15 protein-coding genes are annotated in these 12,615 nt (G+C 63.6%); 2 read left to right on the top strand and 13 right to left on the bottom strand.

The features are described 5' to 3' along the window. Positions 1-549 (top strand): transposase (locus ACP7AX_RS10150; RefSeq protein ID WP_426226332.1); only part of this gene is annotated, 549 nt, incomplete at its 5' end. Positions 550-773: 224 nt separating this feature from the next. Here ACP7AX_RS10150 and rpsQ read toward each other — a convergent pair. Genes rpsQ through rpsJ form a run of 11 tightly spaced genes read right to left on the bottom strand, consistent with a single transcriptional unit; the run spans position 774 to position 6,150 of the window. Continuing rightward, positions 774-1,082, bottom strand: coding sequence for a 30S ribosomal protein S17 (gene rpsQ, locus ACP7AX_RS10145; RefSeq protein WP_108599005.1), 309 nt, complete (start codon positions 1,080-1,082; stop codon positions 774-776). Beyond that, positions 1,079-1,408, bottom strand: a complete 330-nt coding sequence (gene rpmC, locus ACP7AX_RS10140) for a 50S ribosomal protein L29 (RefSeq protein ID WP_066293285.1) — start codon at positions 1,406-1,408, stop codon at positions 1,079-1,081. Before rpmC ends, rpsQ begins: the two co-directional genes overlap by 4 nt. 2 nt (positions 1,409-1,410) lie before the next feature. Beyond that, the gene (rplP, locus tag ACP7AX_RS10135) at positions 1,411-1,827 is read right to left on the bottom strand and encodes a 50S ribosomal protein L16 (protein ID WP_108599007.1); all 417 of its coding nucleotides are present in this window, start codon (positions 1,825-1,827) and stop codon (positions 1,411-1,413) included. After that, positions 1,828-2,676: a 30S ribosomal protein S3 gene (gene rpsC / locus ACP7AX_RS10130; protein ID WP_131682889.1), complete on the bottom strand. Its 849-nt coding sequence runs from the start codon at positions 2,674-2,676 to the stop codon at positions 1,828-1,830. Beyond that, positions 2,677-3,042 carry a 50S ribosomal protein L22 gene (gene rplV / locus ACP7AX_RS10125; protein WP_009358304.1) on the bottom strand — a complete coding sequence of 122 codons (366 nt, stop codon included), beginning with the start codon at positions 3,040-3,042 and terminating at the stop codon, positions 2,677-2,679. It lies immediately after the preceding gene. 38 nt (positions 3,043-3,080) lie between these two features. Then, positions 3,081-3,362 (bottom strand): 30S ribosomal protein S19, encoded by a 282-nt coding sequence (rpsS, locus tag ACP7AX_RS10120; protein ID WP_011692805.1) that lies wholly within the window; start codon positions 3,360-3,362, stop codon positions 3,081-3,083. A gap of 12 nt (positions 3,363-3,374) precedes the next feature. Continuing rightward, positions 3,375-4,214, bottom strand: a complete 840-nt coding sequence (gene rplB / locus ACP7AX_RS10115) for a 50S ribosomal protein L2 (RefSeq protein ID WP_056344386.1) — start codon at positions 4,212-4,214, stop codon at positions 3,375-3,377. Between the two features lie 29 nt (positions 4,215-4,243). After that, entirely contained in the window at positions 4,244-4,549 is a 306-nt protein-coding gene (rplW, locus tag ACP7AX_RS10110) for a 50S ribosomal protein L23 (RefSeq protein ID WP_018773664.1), read from the bottom strand. Then, positions 4,546-5,169 (bottom strand): 50S ribosomal protein L4, encoded by a 624-nt coding sequence (gene rplD / locus ACP7AX_RS10105; protein ID WP_056344389.1) that lies wholly within the window; start codon positions 5,167-5,169, stop codon positions 4,546-4,548. Before rplD ends, rplW begins: the two co-directional genes overlap by 4 nt. 4 nt (positions 5,170-5,173) lie before the next feature. After that, complete coding sequence (rplC, locus tag ACP7AX_RS10100; RefSeq protein WP_108599010.1) at positions 5,174-5,824, bottom strand: 50S ribosomal protein L3; 651 nt, start codon at positions 5,822-5,824, stop codon at positions 5,174-5,176. A 17-nt stretch (positions 5,825-5,841) separates the two neighbouring features. Beyond that, complete coding sequence (gene rpsJ / locus ACP7AX_RS10095; protein WP_038464699.1) at positions 5,842-6,150, bottom strand: 30S ribosomal protein S10; 309 nt, start codon at positions 6,148-6,150, stop codon at positions 5,842-5,844. Positions 6,151-6,629: 479 nt separating this feature from the next. On the opposite strand from rpsJ, the gene ACP7AX_RS10090 reads away from it, so the two are divergent. Beyond that, positions 6,630-8,066, top strand: coding sequence for a GH1 family beta-glucosidase (locus tag ACP7AX_RS10090; protein WP_426226331.1), 1,437 nt, complete (start codon positions 6,630-6,632; stop codon positions 8,064-8,066). A 30-nt stretch (positions 8,067-8,096) separates the two neighbouring features. Here the strand turns inward: ACP7AX_RS10090 and ACP7AX_RS10085 are convergent, their stop codons facing one another. Then, positions 8,097-8,222: a hypothetical protein gene (locus tag ACP7AX_RS10085; protein ID WP_258229142.1), complete on the bottom strand. Its 126-nt coding sequence runs from the start codon at positions 8,220-8,222 to the stop codon at positions 8,097-8,099. Positions 8,223-8,252: 30 nt separating this feature from the next. Then, on the bottom strand, positions 8,253-12,527 hold the full coding sequence (locus tag ACP7AX_RS10080) for a hypothetical protein (protein WP_426226330.1): 4,275 nt from the start codon (positions 12,525-12,527) through the stop codon (positions 8,253-8,255). Positions 12,528-12,615 lie beyond the last annotated feature (88 nt).

The raw sequence follows: 12,615 nt of genomic DNA, 5'->3' as shown, positions 1-12,615 counted from the left end.
GACATCTTCTCCCGGGAGATTGTTGGCTGGCGGGTGGAGGACCGCGAGTCCGACCACCTCGCCGCGGAGATGTTCAAGACAGCCATCGCCCGGTACGGGGCCCCACGCATCGTGCATGCCGATTCAGGCCCAGCCATGAGATCAAACCTGCTCCGTGACACCCTCACCGCCCACGGCGTGGAACTGACCCATAACCGCCCGTACGTCTCCAACGACAACCCCTTCTCGGAATCAGGCTTTCGCACGATGAAATACCGGCCCGGCTACCCCCGGATCTTTAACGATCTCGAGGCCGCCAGGGAGTACCTCACCGGCTACGTGCACTGGTACAGCACCGACCACAAACACTCCGGCATCGCACTGTTCTCGCCCTCACAGGTTCACGATGGCTCCTGGAAAGAAATCTGGGACAAGCGAGACAAGGCCCACCAGGACTACTTCGAACGGAATCCAGGAAGATTCCGCCAACGACCCACCACACCGGCCCCCGCCACCCACGTGGGGATCAACCTGCCCGAAACCGCACCACCCCAAAAACTAGCCCAGTGACTCCACACAGCTTGACAACTTTCGAGCGTCTGCCCAAATCCTGCGTTAACTGAGAGAGCGTCGAGGGGGACGGGGCGGGGGCGGGGGGCGGGGAGCGGACGACGGCGGCACGGACCGTACGCTTTGGGCCCGCCCAGGGCGCCACTCCCCCGGACGCAGGAAACCCCCGCTCCCAACCGGGAACGGGGGTTTCCAATGCCGCTCTGGAACCAGAGCTGCAGGTGTTACTTGGCCTTTTCGAGGATCTCGACCAGGCGCCACCGCTTAGTAGCGGACAGCGGGCGGGTCTCGGCGAGGAGAACGAGGTCGCCGATGCCGGCGGTGTTCTCTTCGTCGTGAGCCTTGATTTTGGTGTTACGGCGGATGACCTTGCCGTAAAGGGCGTGCTTTACGCGGTCCTCAACCTGGACAACGATGGTCTTTTCCATCTTGTCCGAGACCACGTAGCCGCGCTTCGTCTTACGGTCACCGCGCTCGGCAGCTGTAGCTGCCGCGGAAACAGTTTCCGTCACGTTCTCGTCCTTTTCACTCACTTGGCATCCTCCTCGGTCTCAACCGTTTCAGCCTTTTCGGCCTTCTTGGTTGCTGCCTTCTTGGATTTCTTTTCTTCCTTGGCTTCCACAACGGGTGCGGCAACCTCGGCACGAATGCCCAGCTCGCGCTCACGGAGAACGGTGTAGATGCGTGCGATGTCCTTCTTTACCGCGCGCAGACGACCGTGGTTCTCCAGCTGACCGGTGGCGGACTGGAAACGCAGGTTGAACAGCTCTTCCTTAGCCTTACGGAGTTCTTCAACGAGGCGCTCGTTGTCGAACGTGTCCAGCTGTGCGGATGCAAGTTCCTTGGATCCTACTGCCATTTCTATTCACCACCTTCGCGACGCAAAATGCGTGCCTTCAACGGGAGCTTGTGGATTGCCAGGCGCAGGGCCTCGCGAGCTACCGATTCTTCGACGCCGGAGATCTCGAAGAGAACCCGGCCCGGCTTGACGTTAGCGACCCACCATTCCGGTGAACCCTTACCGGAACCCATGCGGGTTTCGGCAGGCTTCTTGGTGATAGGACGGTCCGGGTAAATGTTGATCCAGACCTTGCCGCCACGCTTGATGTGGCGGGTCATCGCGATACGTGCGGACTCGATCTGACGGTTCGTGACGTAAGCCGGGCTCAGGGCCTGGATTCCGTACTCACCGAAGGAGACCTTCGTGCCGCCCGTAGCAGTTCCGGAACGGCCCGGGTGGTGCTGCTTACGGTGCTTGACTCGACGTGGGATAAGCATTTAAGCCTGTCCTCCTTCTACTGCAGCGGGTGCAGCCTCAACTGCCGGAGCGGCGGCAGCCGGAGCTGCCTCTGCTGCCGGACGGTCGGTACGACGACGGCGGTCACCACGGTCTGCACCGCTGCGGTCAGCGCCACCCGGGCGGCCCGGACGGTCGCTGGGGCCACGGCCACGGGACGGAGCAGCAGCTGCCTGCTGAGCCAGTTCCTTGGAGGTGACATCGCCCTTGTAGATCCAGACCTTCACGCCGATACGGCCGAAGGTGGTCTTGGCCTCGTAGAAGCCGTAGTCGATGTTCGCACGGAGGGTGTGCAGGGGCACACGGCCTTCGCGGTAGAACTCCGAGCGGGACATTTCTGCGCCGCCCAGTCGACCGGAGCACGCAATACGGATGCCCTTGGCACCTGCACGCTGCGCGGACTGCATGGCCTTCTTCATCGCGCGGCGGAAAGCCACGCGGGAAGTCAGCTGCTCAGCAACGCCCTGGGCAACAAGCTGAGCTTCCATCTCGGGGTTCTTGACCTCGAGGATGTTCAGCTGAACCTGCTTGCCCGTGAGCTTCTCCAGCTCGCCGCGGATGCGGTCTGCTTCGGCGCCACGGCGGCCGATAACGATACCGGGACGTGCCGTGTGGATATCCACGCGGACACGGTCACGGGTGCGCTCGATCTCAACCTTGGCGATACCGGCGCGCTCCATGCCAACTGACATGAGCTGTCGGATACGGATGTCTTCGCGAACGAAGTCCTTGTAACGCTGGCCGGCTTTGGTGCTGTCAGCAAACCAGTGCGATACGTGATCGGTGGTGATGCCGAGTCGGAACCCGTGCGGGTTAACTTTCTGTCCCACTTAGCGAGCCTCCTCTTTCTCCGGGGTAGCGACTACCACGGTGATGTGGCTCGTGCGCTTCTTGATCTGAAATGCACGACCCTGGGCACGCGGCTGGAACCGCTTCATGGTCGGGCCTTCATCAACAAACGCTTCGCTGATGATGAGGTCACCTTCGTCAAACGCCACGCCGTCGCGGTCCGCGAGGACCCGGGCGTTGGAGATTGCCGACTGAACTACCTTGAATACCGGCTCTGAAGCTGCCTGTGGGGCAAACTTCAGAATTGCCAGAGCCTCATTCGCTTGCAAACCACGAACAAGGTTGACGACGCGCCGGGCCTTCATAGGCGTTACGCGGATGTGGCGCGCAATTGCCTTGGCTTCCATTGCTTTCCTTCTCTCGTCTTTGACGTAAGTGCAGGCGCCTAGCGGCGCTTGCCCTTACGGTCGTCCTTGACATGGCCGCGGAATGTCCGCGTGGGAGCGAATTCGCCGAGCTTGTGCCCGACCATCGACTCAGTGACAAACACCGGAATGTGCTTGCGTCCGTCGTGTACGGCGATCGTGTGCCCGAGCATGTCGGGGATGATCATCGAACGGCGGGACCAGGTCTTAATGACGTTCTTGGTGCCCTTTTCGTTTTCCCTGTCCACCTTTACAAAGAGGTGCTGGTCAACGAAAGGACCTTTTTTCAGGCTGCGTGGCATGTGTCCAGGCTCCTATCGCTTGTTCTTGCCAGTACGACGGCGACGAACAATGAGTTTGTCGCTCTCTTTGTTGGGGCGGCGCGTGCGGCCTTCCCGCTTACCGTTCGGGTTGACGGGGTGACGTCCACCGGACGTCTTACCCTCGCCACCACCGTGCGGGTGGTCAACCGGGTTCATCGCGACACCACGGACGGTCGGGCGGACGCCCTTCCAGCGCATGCGGCCGGCCTTACCCCAGTTGATGTTCGACTGCTCGGCGTTGCCGACCTCGCCGACGGTTGCGCGGCAGCGCACGTCAACGTTGCGGATTTCGCCGGAAGGCAGACGCAGCTGGGCGAAGCGGCCTTCCTTGGCAACAAGCTGGATCGATGCACCGGCGGAGCGGCCCATCTTGGCGCCGCCACCCGGACGCAGTTCAACTGCGTGGATTACGGTACCAACCGGGATGTTGAGCAGGGGCAGGTTGTTGCCGGGCTTGATGTCAGCACCGGAACCTGCTTCTACTACGTCACCCTGGGAGAGCTTGTTCGGGGCGATGATGTAACGCTTGGTGCCATCAACGTAGTGCAGGAGTGCGATGCGAGCCGTGCGGTTCGGATCGTACTCGATTTCGGCAACGCGGGCGTTGACGCCGTCTTTGTCGTGGCGACGGAAGTCGATCAGACGGTACTGGCGCTTGTGGCCACCACCCTTGTGACGGGTCGTGATCTTACCGGAGTTGTTACGGCCACCCTTTTTCGGGAGGGGACGTACCAACGACTTTTCCGGCGTCGACCGCGTGATTTCAGTGAAGTCCGCTACGCTCGAGCCACGACGGCCCGGGGTAGTCGGCTTGTATTTACGGATTCCCATAATTTATTTCCTCGTTAAAGTGGTCTCCGCTACGAGAGCGGACCGCCGAAGATGTCGATGGTGCCTTCTTTGAGGCTCACAATTGCACGCTTGGTGTTCTTGCGGGTACCCCATCCGAATTTGGTGCGCTTGCGCTTACCGGCACGGTTGATGGTGTTGATCGATTCGACCTTGACGGAGAAAATCTTCTCCACGGCCAGCTTGATCTCGGTCTTGTTCGAGCGGGGGTCCACCAGGAAGGTGTACTTGCCCTCATCGATCAGGCCGTAGCTTTTTTCCGATACGACGGGTGCAAGCACGACGTCGCGCGGGTCTTTGATGGTGGCTGCACTCACTTGGCATCCTCCTCGTTCTTTGCTACTGCCCGGTCAGCAACGAATGCTTCGTAGGCAGCCTTGGTGAAGACAACGTCGTCAGAGACGAGTACGTCGTAGGTGTTCAGCTGGTCTGCGTACAGAACGTGAACACCGGCGAGGTTGCGCACGGAAAGTGCTGCAACATCGTTGGCGCGCTCGATGACAACCAGCAGGTTCTTGCGCTCGGAAACTCCGCGCAAGGTTGCAAGTGCGTTCTTGACGGACGGCTTGGTGCCCTCCACCAGTTCAGCAACAACGTGGATGCGTCCGTTGCGTGCCCGGTCAGAGAGTGCGCCGCGCAGTGCAGCAGCAATCATCTTCTTGGGGGTACGCTGGCTGTAGTCACGCGGTGTGGGACCGTGGACAACGCCACCACCGGTCATGTGAGGAGCACGGATTGAACCCTGACGGGCGCGGCCGGTGCCCTTCTGCTTGAACGGCTTGCGACCTGCACCGGAAACCTCGGCGCGGGTCTTGGTCTTGTGGGTACCCTGGCGAGCAGCAGCGAGCTGTGCAACGACGACCTGGTGCAGCAAGGGCACGTTGGTCTGAACGTCGAAGATCTCTGCAGGCAGGTCTACCTTGACAGTGCTAGTCATCTAACTAGGCTCCCTTCACGGCGGTGCGTACGAGTACGACCTGGCCGCGGGCGCCGGGGACGGCACCCTTGATCAGGAGCAGCGACTTCTCGACGTCAACAGCGTGAACCGTGAGGTTCAGCGTGGTGTGACGAACGGCGCCCATGCGGCCGGCCATTTTCATGCCCTTGAAGACGCGGCTCGGGGTGGATGCGCCACCGATTGAACCGGGCTTACGGTGGTTCTTGTGGGCACCGTGGGAAGCTCCAACGCCGTGGAAGCCGTGACGCTTCATAACGCCGGCGAAGCCCTTACCCTTGGTGGTGCCGATAACGTCGATCTTCTGGCCGGCTTCGAAGAGCTCAACAGAAAGCTCCTGGCCCAGCTCGTAAGTGTCAGCATCTGCAGTGCGCAGTTCGACGACGTGGCGGCGAGGCGTGACGCCTGCCTTTTCAAAGTGACCAGCCAGCGGCTTGGTGACCTTGCGGGGATCGATCTGGCCGTAGCCGATCTGAACAGCGACATAGCCATCAGTGTCTGCGTTGCGCAGCTGGGTGATGACGTTCGAATCTGCCTGGACCACAGTGACGGGGATGAGCTTGTTGTTCTCGTCCCAGACCTGGGTCATGCCGAGCTTCGTGCCCAGCAGGCCCTTTACGTTACGGGTTGCGGTCATAGTCTCTCAGCACCTCCCTACAGCTTGATTTCGATGTTCACGTCTGCCGGCAGGTCGAGACGCATGAGCGAGTCGACAGCCTTGGGCGTGGGATCGATGATGTCGATAAGACGCTTGTGCGTGCGCATTTCAAAGTGCTCGCGGCTGTCTTTGTACTTGTGCGGAGAGCGGATTACGCAGTAGATGTTCTTCTCCGTCGGAAGCGGCACGGGGCCAACTACCGTGGCGCCTGCGCGCGTGACCGTCTCAACGATCTTCCGTGCTGAAACATCAATGACCTCGTGGTCATATGACTTCAGCCGGATGCGGATTTTTTGTCCCGCCATGTCGCCTGACTCTCTTTCAGTTAGTGCTGCTCTGAGTAGGGCTGCTCTGTTTACTTTCGTGTTGCATGTGGCTGCCGAAGCATTTGAAGTCTGAACTACCACCCGCCGCACAAGCTGAATCCGGAATAATCCGGGTTCCTCAACCTGCCGGCGTAACCGACCCCCGCGGTCGGGCGTGTCGCGCTTAGCACGCATACAAATCCGCAGTTCCATGGGGAGTGGGTTATGTTTGGGCTTCAACTTGGACCCTGACACCCGGCATTATCCGGATCGGGACACGAAGAAGCGCTTGAACAACTCATCTAGTATGCCGGATATTATGCGCAGAAGCGAATCTGGGCTAATGGGCGGGGACAGGCGCACACTCCCGCGTTCGACGGCGTCTCCGCAGGTGGCGCCGCCGGCGGCGGTACCCGGAGTTCCCGCCGCTGTCCGTCCGGGTCATTGCCTTCGGCAACATCCGAATGGATGATAAGGGAATGACCGTCGAACATGACGTATCCATTCGGGATCTGGCCGGCCGCCTGCCGCGTTCGTTCACCCTGGGGGTTGCCGCGGCCGCCTTCCAGATCGAAGGCGCCCTCGCCGCGGACGGCCGCGGCCCATCAGGCTGGGATGCCTTCTCGGAGAAACCCGGCGCCATCATGGATGGCCACTCCCCGGCGATGGCGTGCGATCACTACAACCGCGCCCCCGAGGATGTGGCGCTGATGCGCGAACTCGGCGTGGATTCGTACCGGTTCTCCATTTCGTGGCCGCGGATCCAGCCTGACGGCCGGGGTCCCTTCAACGAACAGGGCCTGGACTTCTATGACCGGCTGATCGATCAACTGCTCGAAGCCGGCATCTCCCCCATGGCCACCCTGTACCACTGGGATACCCCGCTGCCCCTGGAACACCGCGGGGGCTGGATGAACAGGGCCACCGCCGAACGGTTCGCGGAGTATTCTGCGGCGGCCGGCCGGCGCTTCGGTGACCGCGTCGATCAGTGGGTCACCCTGAACGAACCCGCCTCGGTGGTGCTGAACGGCTACGCCCTGGGAGTGCACGCCCCCGGGCAGGGCCTTCTGTTCGAGGCCTTTCCCGCGGTCCACCACCAGATGCTCGCCCATGGCCTCTCCGTCCAGGCGCTGCGGGCAGAAGGAGTCCGCGGCGGCATCGGCGTGACCAACCTGCACTCCCCCGTCCGGCCGGCAACCGGAAAGGTCACCGACAGGGCCGCTGCAATGGTCTTCGACCTGATGCTGAACCGGATCTACGCTGATCCGATCCTGCTTGGCCGCTACCCCTTCGCCCTCCGGCTCGCGAAGCCGTGGTTCCGTTCTCTGCCCAAAATTTCCGACTCCGATCTCCGAACAATCCATCAGCCCCTGGACTTCTACGGCGTGAACTATTACCAGCCGGTGAAGGTGGCAGCCGGGCAGGGCACCGGCGATGACCTCACGGTTCCGGCCGAAGCGATGATCCGGATTCCTGCCCACCAGGTCCCGTACGACGAATACGGCACCACCGGATTCGGGTGGCCGGTGGCCCCGGACCACCTGGGAATCATGCTGCGCGAACTGAAGGACCGCTACAAGCACGCCCTGCCCCCGCTGTACATCACCGAAAGCGGAGCCAGCTTCCCGGAACCCGATCACGTGACCGGACCCATCCAGGACCATCAGCGGATCGACTACATCGCGGGGCACCTACGCCACGCCATGGAGGCCACCGCCCCGGGCGGAATCGCGCACGACGTTGATCTCCGCGGCTACTACGTCTGGACGCTAATGGACAACTTCGAGTGGGCGGCCGGCTACTCCCAGCGGTTCGGGCTGGTGCACGTGGATTTCGACACGATGGAGCGGACCCCGAAGGAATCCTTCTACTGGTACCAGGCGCTCAGCCAGGCCAGGAAGCTGCAGCAAGGCTGAGTCCTGGGCCCTGATGCCCGATGCGGCGGGCTACTGGTTCTTGTTCGCCCGGTTGATGCGCTTGGCGCGGTCAATCTCGTTGCGGAAATGCTTCTTGGCCCAGAACACTCCGGCCACCACTGCAGCTGCAATGATCAGAAAAATCAGCCATTCCATGATGTACTCCTCTCGCTTCCAGCAACAATATCAGGGCCCGCTGTACGGATCCCGCGGCCCGGCAGTCCCATGTCCAACCGGCTCGTGCCCAACCGGTTCGCGCCCAGCGGGCACGGGTCCCTCAGACCCGGGTCCGTCAGACTCGGGTCCGGTCCCGTCAGCCGCAGGGCCGGAAACCGCGCCCCGGTTCAGGCGCCAGACAGCAAAGGCGATGAGCCCGGCGGCGATCACGGCCAGCAGCAGGAACGTGTAGTTCCGCATGGCCCACAGGATGCAGGCGGCCACCCCTGCGGCACCCCACCAGACGAACAATCGCTCCCCCAGGCCAAGGCCGGCAACCAGGAGCAGTGCGAGAAGTACCAGGACCCAGAGCTGCTGGCCGCCGCCACCGCCGAACAGGATGCCGAGGCCACTCATCGACAGCAGGCCAGCGGCGGCACCCGTCAGGAACCGTCCTGCCGACGGACTGCCGGACAGGTACCGCAGGAAACCGAGGGCCGCTGCCAGGACCACGTACCACTGGATTACCCAGAAAGGATCGGGCAGTCCGGCCCACAGCCTGCCGCCGCTCCCGTCAAACTCGAACAATGCGGCGCGCTGGACTGTTGCGGTCAGCAGGAGCGCACCCACCTCGAGGACCAGCCGGCGCACCCGGAGGGGTGCCTCCTGGTGAGCGACGCCGACGGCGGCCGCCACCACGGCAGCTGCAGCCCAGGACGTTGCGTCGTGCCTGACCCCGGCCAATGCCACCAGGATGAGGCCAAGGAAAGCTGCCCCGGCAAGGGACCAGCGGCGCACCGGGTCACCCTGCAGCCGGTCGCTTTGGTGGAGCCGCGCGGCGTAAAGGATGGCGGATGCGGCCCCGGCGCCGATCAGCCACGGCAGGAAGCCGCCCCAGACACCGGGCATCTCCGCATAGGCGTCCGCTGCCAGGATGACCCCGCCACCAAGTGCCGCCAAGGCAGCCGGCGGATAGAACTGCGGGAGTTCCTCGACGTGGGAGGCCGTAAAGCCAACGGCAGACAGGACCAGAACAGCGGCCCCCGTCACCCAGTTCCCAGCCAGCGGCGAGATGAGCACGGCAAGAACGCCGGACAGACAGGCCGTGACCAGCCACAGCCAGTGTTCAACCCCGCCGACAGCCACGTTCCGCTGCCGCCGAATGGCGCCGGCCACAGTGGCGAGCACTGCCAGCAACAACAGCACCACGGCAGCACCGGTGTGGCTCAGGACCGGTTGTATCAGGAATGTCCCGCCGAAAGTGACCAGCGGGCCCAGGGCCAGCACTCCGAACAGCAGCGCGTACACAGCGAAGTACAACGCGCCGCGGGCAATGAACAGTCTTCTGGCCACCACGGCGGAAGCCAGGAGCATCAGCAGCTCCAGCAGAACAACCCAGCGCCCGCCGTCGTGGTCCCGTCCCGCAGCAGTGGTGATCCCCGGCCCAACGATGTACGCCAGCGGCAGCACGGCTTGCCCGGCCAAAGTGATCCAGACCGCCGCCTGCTGGAACGGGACCTCGGTGAGCCGGGAGCGCATGAGCCACCGGACCGCGTGCTGGGCGGCCAGCACCGCGGCAAAGGTCAGCGAAACTACGGTGGGCGATGCCGTGAGGTCGTAGCTGAGCACCAGTGCGAGAGCCGCGGTCAGGACGCGGGCGGCGACAAAGTACCAGCCCTTCCGGACGCGCTGCGGTTCGGCCACCACCATCAGGGTGGAGTACACGGCGTACACCCCGATAACCAGCTCAACCTGAAGGAGATCACCTCCGGAGAGAGCCAGCAGCAGGACCAGGGAAGCGGGCGCCAGCCAAACGGCACCGGACTCGCTGCGCAGGAAGTAGCCTGCGGCCGCGGCGCACAGAGCAACAAGGCCAATGGCCCAGGTCCCCTGCCAGTCAGGCGAATCCCCCCGTGCCAGCGTTGCACTGCAGGCGAGCTGCACCAGCAGCACAGCTACGGCGTCAGCGACCACATATCGAGGCGCACGACGGCGGGCGGCGGCGATCAGGGGAAAGCTCAACTGTAGTGCCAGGACAATCACCAGGACCGTGGCGGGTTGAAGAACCTGGCCTGCCAGTACCAGCGGGCCGCTCTCCGCCCGCAGCTGGTGAAAGGCCGTGAGGACGAGGACCGTGGCCGCCGCCCGGCCGAGCCACCAGTACGTCCAGCGGTGCTGGCGGAATTGAAGCCGCAGCGCCGTGGCCATCAGATAGGCAACTACCAGGAGGAGTGCCATGTTTCCAGCCCGCTGGGACACGGCCTGGAATGCAACAGCGGCCGTAACCACGGAAATGCCCAGCGGGAGGGCCTCCCCTACCGAAGCGGACCAGTCCTTCTCGGCGGCTGGCCGTGGAACCATCATGGCGCCGATGACGAGTGCAGCTACGAGCTGGAGGAAAAGGCCGGCGGCCGTCAGTGCGTGGTCCAGCGACGTTTCGAAGACCGGCAACCCGATGAGGACCAAGGCACCACCGGCGCCAAACACTCCCAGGGTGGCCTGCGGCGAGATGGCCCGCAGCCCTGCGCGCTCCAGGATTGCCGTCAGGACCTGCTGGCACACCAGTGCCACCAGCAAAGCGAACACGGAAGCCTCGACCCGCCGAAGATCGTTGTCCATCAACGCGGCGACCGTCACGGGGACCGCAAACGTCAGCGCCACCCGGGCTCCCAGTACCAGCCGGCCCCGGAAATCGCCTGCCGAGTACACTGCACGTGCAGCCCAGTAGCCGGCCGAGAGAACCAGCATGACAGCGAGCGGCCACGCTCCCATCGACGGGGACGCAATCACCGCCAACGCCAGTGCAGCTACCGGCGCCCATTCGGTCCGGCCGGCCCACCTGATGGCAAGGACCATGCCCGTGGCCAGGGACAACCCCACCGGGACCCACAACGGCACCATTCCCGCATACTCAGATGCAAAGGCGGTACCGCGGAACAATCCGATGGCAAGCTCCTGGAGGCCAAACACCGCTGTGGCCACCAGCTGCAATCCAAAGGTCAGCGATGCGTCGACGCGCCACCGGCCATCACCATCGCCGGGCGCGCCCCGCACGTCCGTGGAAGAGGTCCCCTTCGGTTGGGCGAACCAGAGCGCCAGCCGCCCGAACATTAGCGCCACGGCCACGGCCTGAACAGCAAACAGCGCGGCGGCTGCCAGCAGAGCGTCGCTCCCCCGGCCAGTCAGGTTCCACAGCGCGACGGCGGCGGCAACAGTCAGTGCTGCACGCGCGCCGTAGAAGTTGAGCAGTCTCTGCCGCCCAGACATTGCCGAGCTCAATGGAACTGCAGCCATCAAGGCAAAATACAATCCACACATGCCCATCACCAGGGCATATTCCGCTTTGTCCAGGAGCAGTGGTACAACCGTCGCGGCGGCCGCTACGGCCGGGACAACCATGGGGTGGAGCACCGTCAGTGGCCTGATGTAAACCGGCGGGAGCCAGCCCGGCCGGACCATGGCCAGCGCAGTCAGGAGGGTGGCCACTCCTATCAATACGGCGAAATACCACACCAGCGCACCGCCAAGGATGGAGACGCCGGAGAACGCGGTGGATGCCACGAAAGTCAGGGACAAGTAGACCAGCACCCGGCTCTCCAGGCGCACCGCTGCCGCAATGTAGCCGGCAGTACCGATCAGGGATGTGATCAGCCACGCAGCCGGTCCGTCGTGAAGGGCAAAGTTGTACAGCGCAAGTCCGGTCACCGGCACCATGGCCAGTCCTGTACCTGTGAACGCCACAGCCGCCGGCTTCAGCCGGGGCACCCTGGCCAGAAGCGCAAACCCCGAACCATAGAACAATGCAGTGACCACGCAGACGCCGGCGAAGCGCAGCACGGGCGGGAGGCTTGTGCCGATGAACAGTGCCGCTGCGGCAACCAACATCAGGCTGGCGACGTACAGCGTGATGTTGATGTTCTGGCGGTCCCGCTTTTCCCGCCGGGCCTGCCGCTCGGCTGGCGTCTCAGGGGCCGGGCGGACGGGTCCTTCGGCCCGCAAGGTCTGTGCATGGGAGGCCTCTGCATGGGAGGGCGCCCGGAGCGCTGGCGCCGCTTGCGGGACCGGCGGTGCGGAGACGGCCACAAGGGCAGGCGGCGCCGGAGCCGTCACGGGTGGAAGAGGCGATACGGCCGCAAAAGGCGAGGCGGGCGCCATGGAGATGGGAACCTCCGAGGGAGGCACCGAGGCTGCCAGCCGGGGCGCACTGCCGCCCGCCGTCGTCGGGCCCTGAATCCTTGCCATGGCGTCAAGCCACCCCTGAAGGTGGCCGGCACGGTAGCCTGCCTCGTAAGCTTCGTTCCCCACGGTGGTCCCTCTCCCGAAGACAGGTTGCCTGTCCGGTTGCGCAGCTACTATTAATCCAATGACTGGATTAATAGTAGCAAAGAACAGC

Source organism: Pseudarthrobacter sp. DSP2-3-2b1 (assembly GCF_049895945.1).
Classification (GTDB): domain Bacteria; phylum Actinomycetota; class Actinomycetes; order Actinomycetales; family Micrococcaceae; genus Arthrobacter.
The sequence above is the reverse complement of the archived record's forward strand: the minus strand, read 5'-3'. Positions and strand labels throughout refer to the sequence as shown.